The organism is Streptomyces sp. NPDC127119 (assembly GCF_042677425.1).
Taxonomy (GTDB): Bacteria; Actinomycetota; Actinomycetes; order Streptomycetales; family Streptomycetaceae; genus Streptomyces.
On the sequence record NZ_JBHXTO010000018.1, the window covers coordinates 11,824 to 26,272 of the forward strand.

Consider the following 14,449-nt stretch of genomic DNA (forward strand, 5'->3'; position numbering starts at 1 on the left):
TCGGGGTCGGGTGCGGTGGTCTCAGGCATCGCCCAACCCTTCGTCGTGTGCGCCGAGTTCGCGGCACGCCTCCGTGAACCGGTCCAGGCAGCGGCCCCACTCCCCGCCCACCCCGAACCCCCGCAGCAGAGGTGTCAGCGCCGCCGAGAAGTCCGTGCTCGCCTCCTCGGGCAGCAGCGACGGCAGATTGTCGATGGCGATGAGGTCGAGGGCGGGCCGTTCGTGCAGCCGCCGTACGGGGGCCGCCCAGTCGGTGACCGTGTCGTAGACCGGCAGGACGTTGTACGGGGAGCCGACGTCGCAGGTCACGTCGCACACCGTGCGCAGACCGCGGTCCGGCTCGGCCAGGTCCTTGTCGGTGAGGAACGGTGTGGAGGGGCCGGTGGTGAGCACCGTGTTCACCATCAACTCGTGGGCCAGCAGCGCCGGTCGGTCCAGGGCGCGGGTCTCGGGGAGGTCCCAGCAGGTGGGTTCGAGGCCCGCCTCGGCGAGCGCCGCCCGTGCCCCGCGTCCGGAACGGCCCAGCGCGCCGATCACCAGCGAGGCGAACCGTTCGTCGCCGGGGGCCGGGTGGAGTCCGTCGTCCAGTTCCTTCTTCGACAGGGGCCGCAGCGGAGCCGTCAGCCTGCCCCGGTGGTGCAGGACCGCGAGGGCGGCACCCACATAGCCCGCCCAGTAGCCGAACGCGGCGAGTCTGCGCCCGTCCTCGTCCACCAGGTACTCCAGGTCGAACAGGGTCCCGCCGCCCGCGGCGAAGCGGCGCAGCAGTGCCCCGGCGCCGGGCTGTGCCTTGTACGCGTGCCCGAAGAAGATGTGCCGGTGCCGCAACGCCGCTGCCTCGCCGGGGGACTCCCCGGTCCCGTCGGGTGCGTCCGGCAGTTCCTTGAGTCCGACGATCACCGCGTCCGCCGGTGCCCCGGTCCAGGAGCCCGCCCCGACGACCCGGCAGCCGGCCGCCTCGTACGCCGCGGCGGGGAAGACACGCTGCGGGGACTCCTCGACGGTGAGTGTCACGCCCGCCTCGACGAGCCGGCGGGCGTCGGACGGCACGACCGGGGTGCGCCGCTCGGTCGTACGGGTCTCGTGGCGCAGCCACAGGTGGAGCTCGGTCATACGAGGTTGACCTCCGGTCTCGGGGCGTCGGCGGCGAACCGGTCGGCACGCAGCGGGGTGATGTCGACGAACGGATCCTGCCCCAGGTAGAGATCGCGGACCACCTCTCCGACGGCGGGTCCCTGGAGGAATCCGTGTCCGGAGAATCCGGTCGCGTACAGGAAGCGGGAGATCTGGGCGGCCTCGCCGATCAGGGCGTTGTGGTCCGGGGTGATCTCGTACAGGCCCGCCCAGCCGCCCGTCCTCCGTACGTCGAGCAGGGTGGGGGCGCGGCGCTCCATGGCCTCGTAGAGGCGGGGGATCCAGCGGTCGTGCGTCTCGGTGGCGAAGCCGGGTCGCTCGTCGGGGTCGGACATGCCGACGAGGAGGCCGGGGCCCTCGGTGTGGAAGTACAGGCTGCTGGTGAAGTCGATGGTCATGGGGAGGCCGGGCGGGAGGTCCGGGATCGGTTCGGTGACGGCTATCTGACGGCGCAGCGGTTCCACCGGCAGGTCGGCGCCGGCCATCGCGCCGACGGCCCGGGACCAGGCGCCGGCCGCGCAGACGACGGTGGACGTGGCGATGCGGCCCTGTCGGGTGACGACGGCCGTGATGTCGTCGCCGCGCTTCTCGATGCCGGTGACCTCGCAGTGCCGGACGATCGTCGCGCCGTGGCGGCGGGCGGCGGCCGCGTATCCGTGCACGACGGCCTCGGGTGTGCAGTGGCCGTCGTCCGGGGAGAAGGCGGCGGCCAGCAGGCCGTCGGTGGTGATGAGCGGGGCGAGGCGGCGGGCCTCGGCCGGGTCGGTCATCCGGCTGGGGACGCCGAGAGCGTTCTGCAGCCGGACCCCGGCCTCGAACGCCTCGACCTCCCCGGGTGTCGACAGCAGGAAGAGGTAGCCGACGCGGTGCAGTCCGATGTCGTGGCCCGTCTCCTCCTCGAACCGGGCGAACGCCTCCAGGCTGCGGGCGCCGAGCTGGATGTTGAGCTCGTCGGAGAACTGCGCGCGGACGCCTCCGGCGGCGCGCGCGGTGGATCCGGAGGCCAGTTCGTCGCGCTCGACCAGCAGCACGTCGGGCACACCGGCGCGCGCCAGGTGACAGGCGATGCTCGTCCCCATCACCCCGCCCCCGATGACGACGACTTCCGCGCGCCCCGGCAGGGCGGTCACGGGCGGACCGTTCTGAGGTCTGAGGTCATCCCCCATCCCTTCCCCTGTCCGCGCCGGTGTCACCACATCCGGCGCGGCGGGCGGACGGTCCGCGGGGGCGGCCGGGCGGGTCAGACCCGGTGGCCCACCACCGCGTCCAGGTGCGGCAGGTCGTGGTCGAGGCGCTCGCGCTTGGTGCGCAGGTAGGTGATGTTGTCGTCGCAGGGCGGGATCAGCAGGGGCACCTGGGCGTCGACCCGGATGCCGTTGCGGACCAACGCCTCCCGCTTGCGCGGGTTGTTGGACATCAGCCGTACCGAGCGGACACCGAGGTCGTGCAGGATGTCCGCGCCCACGCCGTAGTCACGGGCGTCCACGGGCAGGCCGAGCGCGAGGTTCGCCTCCACGGTGTCGAGGCCCTCCGACTGGAGCTTCATCGCCTGGAGCTTGGCCAGCAGACCGATACCGCGGCCCTCGTGCCCCCGGAGGTAGATCAGGACTCCGCGGCCCTCCGCGGCGATCTCCCGCAGGGCGGTGGTGAGTTGCGGGCCGCACTCGCAGTGCCGGGACCCGAACGCGTCACCGGTCAGGCACTCGGAGTGCAGCCGGGTGAGTATTCCATCACCCCGGGCGCCCCGTATGTCGCCGTACACCAGGGCCACTTGTTCGTCTCCGCGAGTACGGTCCAGGTAGCCGACGGCCTCGAAATCGCCGTACACCGTGGGCAGCGGAGAACTTACGACCCGCTCGACGCCTGCGGACTGGGATTTCCCGGCGAGTACGCCATCTATTTCTGTCATGATTCTGGTTCCTAAGCAGAGACGAAAGGTCGCGAGAACATGGTCAATTCGGGCGGTTCGGAAATACGGCTCACGGCGTCAGGGCCATTGCCGACGGACACCACGGAGGATGTGCGTACGCGAGGCGCCGGTGTCGCACGGCAGGTCGCCGTGCTCCCCGTCGGCAGCTTCGAGCAGCACGGCCGGTATCTTCCGCTGTCGACCGACACGCTCGTGGCGTGCGCGATCGCCCGGGAGGTCGCTGCCGCATTCCCCGTTCATCTCCTTCCTCCGGTGACGATCTCCTGCTCCCACGAACACGCGGCCTGGCCGGGAACGGTGAGCATTTCCTCCGTGACACTCCATGCGGTGGTGCGGGACATAGCCGATTCGCTGCGTCGGTCGGGCGTGGACACACTCGTAGTGATCAACGGTCATGGCGGCAATTACGTGTTGGGCAATGTCGTTCAGGAATCCTCCGCGGCCGGTGCTCGAATGGCTCTGTTCCCGGCGGCCGAGGACTGGGAAACAGCGCGGGAGGCGGCCGGGGTGGAGACCTCGTTGCTCACCGATATGCATGCGGGGGAAATCGAGACCTCCATTCTGCTGCACACCGATCCCGAATACCTCAGGCCTGGTTACGAGACCTCCGACTTCGTCGCCGACGACCGTCGGCATCTGCTCTCCCTCGGCATGTCGGCCTATACCAAGTCCGGTGTCATCGGCCGCCCTTCGAGGGCGTCCGCCGAGAAGGGGAAGGAACTTCTCGCTTCGCTCGCCGACTCCTTCGGAGCGTACTTCTCGCTACTGACATCCGACTCCGACGTACCGCTGGTGCCGCTCGCACCGCGGGTACCGCCGGCCGTCGATCCGCACTGAGCGTCCCCGTTCCCCTCGGCGCGGACCGGCAGCGGTTCTCCCGGTGAATGCGGCCGCGCGTCCGGGGCCGCGCCGGGCGCCGCCCCGCCGCTCTCCCGCGGGCCGCGCAGTCCCACGTACCAGCGCCCCACCAGGACGGCGACGCCGGGCAGGCTCGCGGCGAAGCTGAGGACGCCGTAGACGACGGCGACGGTCAGGCCCTGGGTCGCGCCCAGGCCCGCGGCGCCGAACGCCCAGGCGGTGACACCCTCCCGCGGCCCCCAGCCGCCGACGTTCAGCGGCAGTCCCATGGCGATCAGGGCGAGCAGCGCCAGGGGCACCAACTCGGCGGCGGACGCGTCCGATCCGGCCGCCCGGGCCGCGAGCAGGAACATCAAGACGTGTCCCGCGAGGACCACGACGGACGAGATCACCACGCCCGGCCAGCTCCCGCGCGCCAGCAGCGCCCCGCGGGCCTCGGTCAGCGCGCCCCGTACGGCCCGGTAGCGGCGGGAGGTGCGCGGCGCCCTGCCCCTGCCGCGGACGGCGCCGACGGTGACGACCCCGCACACCGAGACGACGGCCAGCAGCGCGACGAGGTGCCGGGTCTCGGACAGGACGGGCGAGGGCTGGGTGAGCAGGACGGCCATGCCGACCGCGGCCAGGACGGCCTGTCCCGCGACCCGTTCGAGGACGACCGCGCGCACTCCGCGCCCGACGTCCCCGGCGCTCTGCCCGTGCCGTACCGCCCGGTGCACGTCCCCGAGGACGCCGCCGGGCAGCGCCGCGTTGAGGAACAGCGCGCGGTAGTAGTCGGCGACGGCCGCGCCCAGCGGCAGTTCGAGGCGCATGCCCCGGGCCACCACGCACCAGCGCCAGGCGCTGAACACCGTGGTGAGCAGGCCGATGCCGAGCGCCGCGAGGAGGGTGACCCCGTCGATGCGGCGCAGGCCGTCCAGGAAGACTCCGGTGCCCAGCCGCCAGGTCAGCACCGTGAGGATGACGACGCCGGCGATCGTGCCGAAGTGGGTGCGCAGGAACCGGACGCCGGAGCGGGCGGTGCCCGTCCGGCCGCCGCGCGGACGCCCGGCGGCTTCGCCGGGGTCCGCGTCGGCGTGGGTCCGCTCCGTCGCCTCGTCCGGGTCGCCGTCGCGGACCGCCGCCGACAGCTCTTCGTCCAGGGCGGCCAGTGACCGCTCCTCGCGCGCCACGGTTCCCGCGCCCATCACACGCCCCCGGCCGGTCGGGCCAGTGCGAGCAGATCGCTGTGGTGGACCACCACGGTCAGCTCCCCCGCCTCGCAGGCCGCGAGACGCTCGCGCAGATACGTCTCTGCGCGGGCGGCCAGTTCGGGTCGCTGCTCGACGGCCGCGCCGACCCAGCCGCGCAGCCACTCCGCGGTCAGCGCGGACTCGTCCCGGCCGAGGTGCCAGGCGCTGGGGTGCACCCGTACCGTCGCGCCGTGCCCGGAGAAGGCGTCGCAGGCCGCGCTGATCGCGTCCGGGCCGAGCAGGCCCCCGCGCCGCTGGTGGTCGTTGAACGCGTCGGCGATCTCGGCGTCCAGCGGGTCGGCCGGGGTGAGTTCGACCCGGCCCGCCACCGAGAGGGTGAGGAGGGCGGGGCAGCCGGCTCCGGCGCAGGCCGCGGCCAGTGCCTCGATCTCGTCGGTGTTGAGGACGTCGAGCAGTGCGGAGGCCGTCACCAGCGAGGCGCCGGCCAGGGCGTCCACGGTCAGCCGGCCGACGTCGCCGCGCTGCGTCTCGACCGTCACCCGGCTGCCGTCGGCTGCCGAACGGGGCGATCCGACGGCCGCGAAGTGCAGCAGGTACGGGTCCCGGTCGTGCAGCACCCAGTGCTGGGGGCCGTCGAGCCGGGGCGCGAGCCAGCGTCCCATGGAGCCGGTGCCGCAGCCGAGGTCGTGGATGACGAACCCGCCCGCCCGTCCCGGCAGGTTCGCGAGCCGGATCCGCAGTGGATCGAGCAGCTCGGACGACCGGGCCGAGGCGTCGACGCCCTCTCGCAGCTGCAGCCACTCGGGGGCGTAACGGGTGGTGTCGTCGGTGGCCTCACCGCGGGTGCGGTCGCCCAGCCGAATCGTTCCTGTGTCCCGTACGCGCTCCCCCGCCCCCGGGCCCTCCGCCGGCGTCGCGCCCGTACTGACGCCCGCGCCCGTACTCGTGCTGGTGCTGGTGCTGCTCATGCCGCCCCCCTCCTTGCCTCGCTCTTCAGTCGCCCCATGACACCCGACAGACTCCGGGCCGTCGCGGCCCAGCCACCGAGGGATGCCCGGCGGGCCCGCGCGGCGGCCTTGAGGCGCCGGCGTACGTCGGCCTCGCCGAACCAGCCCCGCTCTTCCGCGGCGCGCGCCGCGGGGTTCTCCGGCGGGACGAGCAGGCCGGCCACCCCGCCGTGGGGCGCGCGCCCGCCCGCCTCGGGGAGACCGCCGACGTCCGTGGCCAGTACGGGGATTCCGCGGGCCAGCGCCTCGGTGACGGCCATGCCGTACGTCTCGGCGTACGAGGTGAGGACCATCAGGTCGGCGGAGGCGTAGCTGGCGTCGAGCGCGGCGCCGGACCTGGGGCCGGTGAGCTGCAGCCGGTCGCCGAGGCCGTGGCGCTCGATCAGGGCCCGCAGTCCGTCCACGTACTCGGGGTCGTGGTCGAGGCCGCCGACGAGGGCACAGGTCCAGGGCAGATCGGTGACGGTGGCGAGGGCCTCGACGAGCCGGTGCTGTCCCTTGCGCGGGGTGACCGAGGCGACGCACAGCAGCCGCGAGACGCCGTCGGTGCCGGGGGCCAGCGGCGCGATGTCGGCGCCGGGGGTGGCGACATGGACGCGGTCGGGCGCGAGGCCGTGGTGGGCGACGAGTCTGCGGGCCGCCCACTCGCTGGTGGCCACGACGGCGGGCACGGCCCGCAGGGTGTGGCGCTCCCGGGCGTCCAGGTCGGCGGCCACCTCGGGGGTGAGCCCGGTCTCGTCGCCGAGCGGGAGGTGGACGAGGACGACCAGCCGCAGTCGTTCGGCCTCCGGGATGATGATCTCGGGGACCGCGCAGGCGACGATCCCGTCGAGCAGGACGACCGTGCCGTCGGCCAGTTCCGCGAGGGTGCGGGCCAGTTCGTCGCGGGCCGCCGTCCCGGGTCGGGGCCAGCTGCCGTCGATGGCGTGCTTGTGCACCTGCCAGCCGAAGCCGGGCAGATCGAGGCTGACGCGGGCGTCGTAGACGTTGCCGCCGCTCGGCATGGTCGAGTCGTTGACCCCGCCGGGCATCACGAAGTGCATGGCGCGCAGGGACATGGGGATGATGTCGGCGTATGAGCTCACAGGGCACGCTCGTAACTCGCCCAGGCGATGTGCGACTCGTGCAGGGTGACCGTGATGCCGGCCAGTCCGCGGGCTCCTTCGCCCAGTGCTCCCTTTTCCACTCGCTCGGCGAGGCGGTCGGCGACGACCTTCGCCAGGAACTCCGTGGAGGTGTTGGTGTCGGCGAACACCGGCTCGTTGTCGAGGTTCCGGTAGTTCATCTCGGCCACCACCTCCCCCAGTTCCCTGGTGGCCAGTCCGATGTCGACGACGATGTTGTCGTCGTCCAGCTCGGCGCGGCGGAACGTGGCGTCCACGAGGAACGTCGCTCCGTGCAGTCGCTGCGCGGGTCCGAAGACCTCTCCGCGGAAGCTGTGGGCGATCATCAGGTGATCGCGGACGGTGATGCTGAACAACGGACGACCCTCCAGGTGCGGTGCGTCTGACCCCTCTGCCGGGGCGTGCCGTGTAGTACGGCCGGTCCGTTCTCCGTGTTCAGAGGGTTCGGGTCGGAGTTTCGGACACGTTCACCGGGACAGGGGTGCCAGTTGGGCGCGTGGTGCGAACTTGATTACCGGCGTTGGGTTTTGGCTACTCGGTGTGCGGACGTGACCGCTTGCGAGGGGAGTGGGATGTCGGCCCCGGTGCAGGACCACGTCGTACTCGGGTCTGAGGAGCGGTCGGGTCCAGGTAGTGGTCGGGTCCACGTCGTGGTCGGGTCTACATCGTGGTCGAGTCTGCGCCGTATCGCACGAGATGGCACATCGCGGTCGTCTCGCCCGTGCTGAGCCCCGCCATCGCCTCGGGCAGGTCCTCGAAGGCGCACTCGCCCGTGATCAGGGTGTCGAAGGCGGGGTCCGCGAGGAGTTCGAGGGAGAGGGCCAGCCGGTCCGCGTAGGTGCGGCGGGCGCTTCTCGCGGGTGAGACGGACCCGACCTGGCTGCTGCGGATGGTGAGCCGGCGGGAGTGGAACGCCTCGCCGAGCGGCAGGGTGACCTTGCGGTCGCCGTACCAGCTCAGTTCGAGGACCGTGCCCTCCGGGGCGAGGAGTTCGAGCGCGCGGGAGAGCCCGGCCTCGGTGGCGCTCGCGTGGACCACGAGGTCGCGGTCCCCGGCGGCGTCCTGCGGGAGCGCGAACTCGATACCCAGGGCCCGTGCGATCTCCGCGCGCGCCGGGTTGGCGTCGACCAACTCGACGCGGGCGGCGGGATACCGGGCCAGCAGTGCGGCGACGCTCGCGCCGACCATGCCCGCGCCGACGACGGAGATCCGGTCGCCGATCAGGGGGGCCGCGTCCCAGAGGGCGTTGACGGCGGTCTCCACCGTGCCGGCCAGTACGGCGCGGGAGGCGGGCACGTTCTCGGGCACGGGGGTGACCGCGCTCGCCGGGACGACGTACCGGCTCTGGTGCGGATAGAGACAGAAGACGGTCCGTCCGAGAAGGTCGGCGGGCCCCTCCTCCACAGTGCCGACATTCAGGTAGCCGTACTTGACGGGGCCGGGGAAGTCGCCCTCCTGGAAGGGCGCGCGCATGGCGGCGTACTGGCTCTCCGGGACCCCTCCGCGGAACACGAGCGTCTCCGTGCCGCGGCTCACACCGGAGAAGAGTGTGCGCACCACGACCTCGCCCTCGGCGGGTTCCGGCAGGTGGGTGTCCCGCAGTTCACCACGGCCGGGAGAGCTGAGCCAGAAGGAGCGGGCGGAGCGGTCCATTCGGCATCCTCCTGAGTAGTTCATGTGAATCGGCTGAGGGAACGGGCTGAACGATCGGGCGACGGGCCACGTACCGACCTTTGCGAAGCCGCGCACAAGGTACGCGGCAATGATCGACTCTGTCACCTGGCCGGAGGATGTGCGGTGGCCCTGAACAACACGTACGACGCGAGGCTCTTGCAGCAGGAGACGGCCGTGGGAGCGGGCGTGCAACTGCTGTTGCTGACCGTGCTCGGCACGGCGATCGGCCTGGGCCCCGCGGGCTGGCTCACCGGGCTGGCGTTCGGACTCGCGACCTGGGCGGTGCTCTCACGCGCCCTGCACCGCACGCGGCCCCGCTCCTTCGGAGCCGCCAACCGCGTGACGCTCGGCCGGGCGACCCTGGTCGGCGGGGTGACAGCCCTGGTCGCCGACTCCTTCCAGAGCCCGCCGCCGGTCACGGTCCTGGTGGCGCTCACCGTGATGGCCCTGATCCTCGACGCGGTCGACGGCAAGGTCGCCCGGCGCACCGGATCCTCCACGGCGCTGGGGGCGCGCTTCGACATGGAGGTCGACGCGTTCCTCATCCTGGTGCTCAGCGTGTACGTCGCCACGACGGTGGGGGCGTGGGCCCTGCTGATAGGCGGCATGCGGTACGCCTTCGTGGCGGCCGCGCGGTTCCTGCCCTGGCTGAACAACGCGCTCCCGCCGAGCACCGCGCGCAAGACGGTGGCCGCGCTGCAGGGTGTACTGCTGCTCCTCGCGGGCGCGGGCATCCTCCCGTACGCCCTGACGTTCGGGGTCGTCGCCCTCGCCCTGGCCCTGCTGACCTGGTCGTTCGGCCGGGACATCGGCTGGCTGTGGCGCACGCGGGGCCCTGCCGTGGCTCTGGCCGAGCTGGACCTCGTCCGAGAGACGGCGACGGTCGGAGCCCCGTAAGGGGCGCGGGGAACTGCGCGGCCCACCCCCACCGGCCCGCAGACGGCGTACGACGTCGACTGCGGGCCGGATGTGGCTGAGCGCGCAGTTCCCCGCGCCCCTTAGGTGGGAATCCGCAAGCCTCCTTGCCCAGTTCGGTGGGCCCCCACCGGCCCGCAGGCGGCGTACATCGTCGGCTGCGGGGCACATGCGGGGGAATCGCTTAGGCGATCTTGTTCAGTTCAGTGATCTCCTCGTCCGGGAGGACCAGCTCTGCGGACGCGATGTTCTCGCGCAGGTGTGCCCGTGACGACGTGCCCGGGATCAGGACGATCGACGGGGAGCGTTGGAGCAGCCAGGCCAGGGCGACCTGCTGGGGCGATGCGTCCAGGCGCGTCGCGACGTCCGTCAGGATCGACGACTGGAGCGGACTGAACCCGCCCAGCGGAAAGAACGGCGCGAACGCGATCCCCTCCGCCGCACACCGCTCGACGAGCGCGTCGTCCTGCCGGTTGGCCAGGTTGTAAAGGTTCTGCACGGTGACGACCGGCGCGATGGCCTGCGCCTCGGTCAGCTGCGCGTCGGACACGGAGCTGACACCGAGGTGCCGGATCAGCCCCTGCTCCCGCAGCTCCGCCAGCGCCCCGAACTGGTCGCTCAGCGGCTCCTCGTCCGTGCCCTCGGCGGAGCCGACCCGCAGGTTCACCACGTCGAGCGTCTCCACGCCGAGGCGCTGAAGGTTCTCCCGGACCTGGGCCTTGAGGTCCTCGGGTTCCCGCGCGAAGATCCACGCCCCGTCGTCGCCACGGCGGGCGCCGACCTTGGTGACGATGCGCAGATCGTCGGCGTACGGGTGCAGGGCCTCCCTGATGATCTCGTTGACCACGTACGGGCCGTAGAAGTCGCTCGTGTCGATGTGGGTGATGCCCCGCTCGACGGCCTCCCGCAGCACCGCGACGGCCTCGTCCCGGTCCTTGGGCGGCCCGAACGCGTGGGGACCCGCCAGCTGCATGGCCCCGTACCCCATGCGTGTGAGGGTCAGGCCGTCGGCCGGGGTGAGGGTGCCGCCGGAGAGTGTGCCGGTCACGTCCGTCATGGTGTGCCTCTCGCTGCGTTTCATGTGTTTCTTGTGTTTCTTGCGTTTCTTTCTTCGCGCCTTGCTCTTCGACTCTGCGCGGGGCCGGACGCGGACGGCAGTACCCCGCTGTTCCTGGGAGTGACAGGGACAGTCACCCGCGCCGGGGCGGAACTACGGTGGCGGTATGAACGGCACGAACGTCCTCGGAGAGTTCCTGCGCGCCCGCCGTGCCCTGGTCCGGCCACAGGACGCGGGGATCCGCGGCGGCGGCCTGCGGCGCGTCCCGGGCCTGCGCCGCGAGGAGGTCGCGATGCTCTCCGGCATCAGCGCCGACTACTACCTGCGCCTGGAGCAGGGCCGCGACCGCAATCCGTCGCTCCAGGTCCTCGAAGCCCTGGCCGACGTCCTGAATCTGGACGCCGACGCCACGGAGCACCTGATCGGGCTGGCCCAGGTCCGGCCGTCGCAGGCGCACAAGGCGGGTGCCGCCGCCGGCCGCGGACGCGGGGCCGCGCGCAGGCCCGAGACCGTGCCGCCCGACATCCTCCAGCTCATGGACGCCTGGCCGAACAACCCCGCCTACGTCGAGAACAAGTTCACCGACGTGCTGGCCGCCAATGCGCTGGCCAGGGCCCTGTCCCCGAACCACGCCCCCGGCAGCAACATCATGCGGGCCGTCCTCCTCGACGAGAGCGAACGTGAGCTGCGGCGGGACTGGGACCAGCTGACCGAAGCGGGGGTCGCCGCGCTGCGGGCCAATGTGGGGCCCGACGTCGACGACCCCCGCCTGGTGGAACTCGTGGGCGAGCTGTCCGTACGCAGTGAACGCTTCCGGCAGCTGTGGGGCCGCCACGACGTGCACCCGAAGCAGTCACGTGTCCTGCGGCTGCGGCACCCCAAGGTCGGCGACTTCGAGCTGTACGCCAGCAAGCTGGGCATCGTCGGGGCGGACGGTCTGGTCCTCAAGGTCTTCCAGGCCGCACCGGGCAGCCGGGACGCCGAACTGCTCGCCATATTGGGGAGTTTGACGGCGTCCGGGGAGGCGGACCGGGACCCGGCAGGCTCCGAGAGCCGCCGGGCCGTCGAGGACCAGTGACGTCAGGTGCGTACGACCGGTGACGTCAGGTGCGTACGGTGACGTCAGTTGCGTACGGCGGGGGCGATGGTCTCCTGGTTCGTACGCGCCAGGGCCGACTCCACCTCCAGGTCCGCGTCCGGTTCCTGGCCGCCGGTGGCGCGGGGCCCGCCGGCGATACGGCGCACGTGCCGGACCGGGACGAGCAGCGCCGCCAGGGCCGCGGCCAGGAGCAGCAGTGCCAGCAGCGTGAACCCGTGGGTGTAGCCGGAGGCCTCCGGCAGCCCCGAGGTCTGCAGACGGCCGGTGACCAGGACGCTGGTGACCGCGGCGCCGATGGACCCGCCGATGGTGCGGATGTTGGCGTTCATCCCGGTCGCGGCGCCGGTCTGCTCGGCCGGGACGCTGCCGACGATCAGGTTGGCCATCGAGGCGAACGCGAGGCCGATACCGAGGCCGAACACGCCTGACACGAAGGCGACCTGCCACTGCTCGTCGTGCCACAGGGCGAGGAATCCGCAGGCGACGGCACCGAGCGCGGCGCCGGTCGTGAGCAGTTTCTTGGCCCCCACGACGGGTTCCAGCCGGCCGCTCAGGATGCCCGAGAAGAACATGGCGACCAGCATCGGCAGCATGAGCAGTCCGGACGCGGTCACGCTCGCGCCGAACCCGTACCCGGCGGAGCTGGGTGTCTGGACGAAGGCGGGCAGGAAGGACCAGATCGAGTACATGCCCGCGCCGAACAGCAGCGCGGCGGTGTTCGTGGTCCACACGGCGGGCAGCCGCATGACCTTGAGGTCGATCAGCGGCGAGCGGGAGCGCGCCTCGGCGAGCAGCCACAGGACGAAGAGGACGACCGCGGCGGCGAACAGCCCGATGACCCTGCCCGAGCCCCAGCCCCACCGGGTCGCCTGGCTGAGCGGCAGGAGCAGCGCCACCAGCCATGCCGACAGCAGGATCGCGCCGAGCCAGTTCACGCGGCCCTCGGCCCGCCTGGGCGACTCGGGGACGTACCGGACGGCGATGAGGACGGTCACCGCGACGACTCCGACGGGCAGCCAGAACAGCCACCGGTAGTCGAGCGCGGTCACGATGGGACCGGCCGCGACCATGCCGACACCGCCGCCCGCTGCGATCACGGCGGACAGGTTGCTGATGCTGGGGCTCACCCGGGACGCGGCGAACTCGTCGCGGATGATGCCGAAGGACAGCGGGAACAGCGCGCCGCCTATGCCCTGGACGACCCGGGCGACGATCAGTACCCCGATGTTCGGGGCGAGCGCGGCGATCAGACAGCCGATCATCACGGTCACCAGGACGGCGACCAGGGTGCGCTTCTTGCCGATGAGGTCGCCGACCCGGCCGAGGATCGGTGTGAAGACCGAGGCGGACAGCAGGTACGCCGTCATCACCCAGGTCGCGGTGGACTGGGAGGTGTGCAGTTCGTGCTGGACGGTCGGCAGGGCCGGCGCGATCAGCGACTGGAGCATGGAGAAGACGCCCGCACCGGTCGCGAGGACCGCGAAGGTGAGGCGGGTGGACTTGCGGGGCATGAAAGGCCTCTCCGAACTGGTTGCGGCCCCGGTCCTGTCGTCACGTTCGCGTCGTCCGCGCATGCCGGAGCGGCACGGGACGCGGCGGTGGTCGTGGGACGGGTCCCCTGTCCGGGCGCGGCCGGAGGCGGCAGCCGGGAGCAGGGGAAGGTCGCGGAAGGTGTCAGGGAGTGTCGAGTGGGCGGGCGGTGCGCTCGGCGCGGCGCCCGGACGGAGACGGGGGTGCGTCCACCGGTGGCGCGTGCGGCCGCACGTGTCCCCGGTGGACGCACCCCGCACTGCTAAAGTGGAGGTACCCCTCCACTGTAGCGGAGGCATACCTCCGCTTCAACCTCGTCCCGCCCGGGAGGCAGCAAGTGACCGCCCAGCCGTTCCCCATCAGCGAGATCGTCGCGACCCGGCGGCCCCACCGGAAGGACGCGGCCCGCAACTACGACGCGCTGCTCACCGCCGCCCGTGAGGCCTTCGCGGAGCAGGGCGCTGAGGCCTCCCTGGAGGACATCGCCCGTCGCGCGGGTGTCGGCATCGGCACGCTGTACCGCAACTTCCCCACCCGCAGACACCTCTTCGAGAGCCTGTACGCGGACGAGGTCAACTCGCTGTGCGAGGTCGCCGAGGAGGTCGCGGACCTCGCCCCGTGGGAGGCGCTGACGGCGTGGCTGGACCGGTTCGCCGGCTACATGGTGACCAAGCGGGCCGTGCGCGAGGCCCTGAACGACGAGTCGGAGATCTTCGCCGCCTGCCGCGATTCCATGTACGCGGCGGGCACCCCCCTGTTCGAGCGGGCCCAACGGGCCGGCGAGGCCCGTACGGACATGACCTTCGTCGATCTGCTGCGCATGGTCGCGGGCATCACCGCGACGACCTTCGACGACGACACCCAGCGCGACCGGGTGATGGCCATCGCACTGGACGGCGTACGCGTCACCCACTGACGTGCCCGCCCAGCG

General features: G+C 72.1%; 13 protein-coding genes and 1 pseudogene. 4 read left to right on the forward strand and 10 right to left on the reverse strand.

All coding sequences use genetic code 11. The features are described from left to right. Positions 1 to 21: 21 nt before the first annotated feature. From ACFVH5_RS11345 to ribA, 3 genes are all read right to left on the reverse strand, one after another. On the reverse strand, positions 22 to 1,113 hold the full coding sequence (locus ACFVH5_RS11345) for a saccharopine dehydrogenase (protein WP_385833304.1): 1,092 nt from the start codon (positions 1,111 to 1,113) through the stop codon (positions 22 to 24). Further along, the gene (locus ACFVH5_RS11350; protein WP_385833364.1) at positions 1,110 to 2,255 is read right to left on the reverse strand and encodes an NAD(P)/FAD-dependent oxidoreductase; all 1,146 of its coding nucleotides are present in this window, start codon (positions 2,253 to 2,255) and stop codon (positions 1,110 to 1,112) included. Before ACFVH5_RS11350 ends, ACFVH5_RS11345 begins: the two co-directional genes overlap by 4 nt. 119 nt (positions 2,256 to 2,374) lie before the next feature. After that, positions 2,375 to 3,043, reverse strand: coding sequence for a GTP cyclohydrolase II (ribA, locus tag ACFVH5_RS11355; RefSeq protein ID WP_385833305.1), 669 nt, complete (start codon positions 3,041 to 3,043; stop codon positions 2,375 to 2,377). A 39-nt stretch (positions 3,044 to 3,082) separates the two neighbouring features. On the opposite strand from ribA, the gene ACFVH5_RS11360 reads away from it, so the two are divergent. Continuing rightward, positions 3,083 to 3,901: a creatininase family protein gene (locus ACFVH5_RS11360; RefSeq protein WP_385833306.1), complete on the forward strand. Its 819-nt coding sequence runs from the start codon at positions 3,083 to 3,085 to the stop codon at positions 3,899 to 3,901. A 209-nt stretch (positions 3,902 to 4,110) separates the two neighbouring features. Here ACFVH5_RS11360 and ACFVH5_RS11365 read toward each other — a convergent pair. From ACFVH5_RS11365 to ACFVH5_RS11385, 5 genes and pseudogenes are all read right to left on the reverse strand, one after another. Then, a pseudogene (locus ACFVH5_RS11365) lies at positions 4,111 to 5,106 on the reverse strand (YbhN family protein); the annotation flags it as partial. After that, positions 5,106 to 6,080, reverse strand: a complete 975-nt coding sequence (locus tag ACFVH5_RS11370; protein ID WP_385833307.1) for a class I SAM-dependent methyltransferase — start codon at positions 6,078 to 6,080, stop codon at positions 5,106 to 5,108. The gene ACFVH5_RS11370 and the pseudogene ACFVH5_RS11365, both read right to left, overlap by 1 nt. Beyond that, positions 6,077 to 7,177 (reverse strand): glycosyltransferase family 4 protein, encoded by a 1,101-nt coding sequence (locus tag ACFVH5_RS11375; protein WP_385833365.1) that lies wholly within the window; start codon positions 7,175 to 7,177, stop codon positions 6,077 to 6,079. Before ACFVH5_RS11375 ends, ACFVH5_RS11370 begins: the two co-directional genes overlap by 4 nt. 23 nt (positions 7,178 to 7,200) lie before the next feature. Next, positions 7,201 to 7,599: a 6-carboxytetrahydropterin synthase gene (locus tag ACFVH5_RS11380; RefSeq protein ID WP_055513514.1), complete on the reverse strand. Its 399-nt coding sequence runs from the start codon at positions 7,597 to 7,599 to the stop codon at positions 7,201 to 7,203. A gap of 304 nt (positions 7,600 to 7,903) precedes the next feature. Next, positions 7,904 to 8,896 carry a zinc-binding alcohol dehydrogenase gene (locus ACFVH5_RS11385; protein ID WP_385833308.1) on the reverse strand — a complete coding sequence of 331 codons (993 nt, stop codon included), beginning with the start codon at positions 8,894 to 8,896 and terminating at the stop codon, positions 7,904 to 7,906. Between the two features lie 144 nt (positions 8,897 to 9,040). On the opposite strand from ACFVH5_RS11385, the gene ACFVH5_RS11390 reads away from it, so the two are divergent. Further along, positions 9,041 to 9,814: a CDP-alcohol phosphatidyltransferase family protein gene (locus ACFVH5_RS11390; protein WP_385833309.1), complete on the forward strand. Its 774-nt coding sequence runs from the start codon at positions 9,041 to 9,043 to the stop codon at positions 9,812 to 9,814. Between the two features lie 202 nt (positions 9,815 to 10,016). Here ACFVH5_RS11390 and ACFVH5_RS11395 read toward each other — a convergent pair whose 3' ends face one another. Then, positions 10,017 to 10,889 (reverse strand): oxidoreductase, encoded by an 873-nt coding sequence (locus ACFVH5_RS11395; protein WP_385833366.1) that lies wholly within the window; start codon positions 10,887 to 10,889, stop codon positions 10,017 to 10,019. Positions 10,890 to 11,055: 166 nt separating this feature from the next. Here ACFVH5_RS11395 and ACFVH5_RS11400 point away from each other — a divergent pair, with 166 nt between their 5' ends. Further along, the gene (locus tag ACFVH5_RS11400) at positions 11,056 to 11,967 is read left to right on the forward strand and encodes a helix-turn-helix domain-containing protein (RefSeq protein WP_385833310.1); all 912 of its coding nucleotides are present in this window, start codon (positions 11,056 to 11,058) and stop codon (positions 11,965 to 11,967) included. Positions 11,968 to 12,011: 44 nt separating this feature from the next. On the opposite strand, the gene ACFVH5_RS11405 is transcribed toward ACFVH5_RS11400, so the two are convergent. After that, positions 12,012 to 13,499, reverse strand: coding sequence for an MFS transporter (locus ACFVH5_RS11405; RefSeq protein WP_385833311.1), 1,488 nt, complete (start codon positions 13,497 to 13,499; stop codon positions 12,012 to 12,014). A 356-nt stretch (positions 13,500 to 13,855) separates the two neighbouring features. Here ACFVH5_RS11405 and ACFVH5_RS11410 point away from each other — a divergent pair, with 356 nt between their 5' ends. Continuing rightward, positions 13,856 to 14,434, forward strand: a complete 579-nt coding sequence (locus ACFVH5_RS11410; RefSeq protein ID WP_385833313.1) for a TetR/AcrR family transcriptional regulator — start codon at positions 13,856 to 13,858, stop codon at positions 14,432 to 14,434. The last annotated feature ends 15 nt before the right edge of the window (positions 14,435 to 14,449 follow it).

Excerpts from the sequence above, each read along its gene's own strand:
- ACFVH5_RS11345 (WP_385833304.1), bottom strand. The coding sequence starts at position 1,113 with ATGACCGAGCTCCACCTGTGGCTGCGCCACGAGACCCGTACGACCGAG.
- ACFVH5_RS11375 (WP_385833365.1), bottom strand. The coding sequence starts at position 7,177 with ATGTCCCTGCGCGCCATGCACTTCGTGATGCCCGGCGGGGTCAACGAC.
- ACFVH5_RS11405 (WP_385833311.1), bottom strand. The coding sequence starts at position 13,499 with ATGCCCCGCAAGTCCACCCGCCTCACCTTCGCGGTCCTCGCGACCGGT.
- ACFVH5_RS11360 (WP_385833306.1), top strand. The coding sequence starts at position 3,083 with ATGGTCAATTCGGGCGGTTCGGAAATACGGCTCACGGCGTCAGGGCCA.
- ACFVH5_RS11395 (WP_385833366.1), bottom strand. The coding sequence starts at position 10,889 with ATGACGGACGTGACCGGCACACTCTCCGGCGGCACCCTCACCCCGGCC.
- ribA (WP_385833305.1), bottom strand. The coding sequence starts at position 3,043 with ATGACAGAAATAGATGGCGTACTCGCCGGGAAATCCCAGTCCGCAGGC.
- ACFVH5_RS11370 (WP_385833307.1), bottom strand. The coding sequence starts at position 6,080 with ATGAGCAGCACCAGCACCAGCACGAGTACGGGCGCGGGCGTCAGTACG.
- ACFVH5_RS11385 (WP_385833308.1), bottom strand. The coding sequence starts at position 8,896 with ATGGACCGCTCCGCCCGCTCCTTCTGGCTCAGCTCTCCCGGCCGTGGT.
- ACFVH5_RS11400 (WP_385833310.1), top strand. The coding sequence starts at position 11,056 with ATGAACGGCACGAACGTCCTCGGAGAGTTCCTGCGCGCCCGCCGTGCC.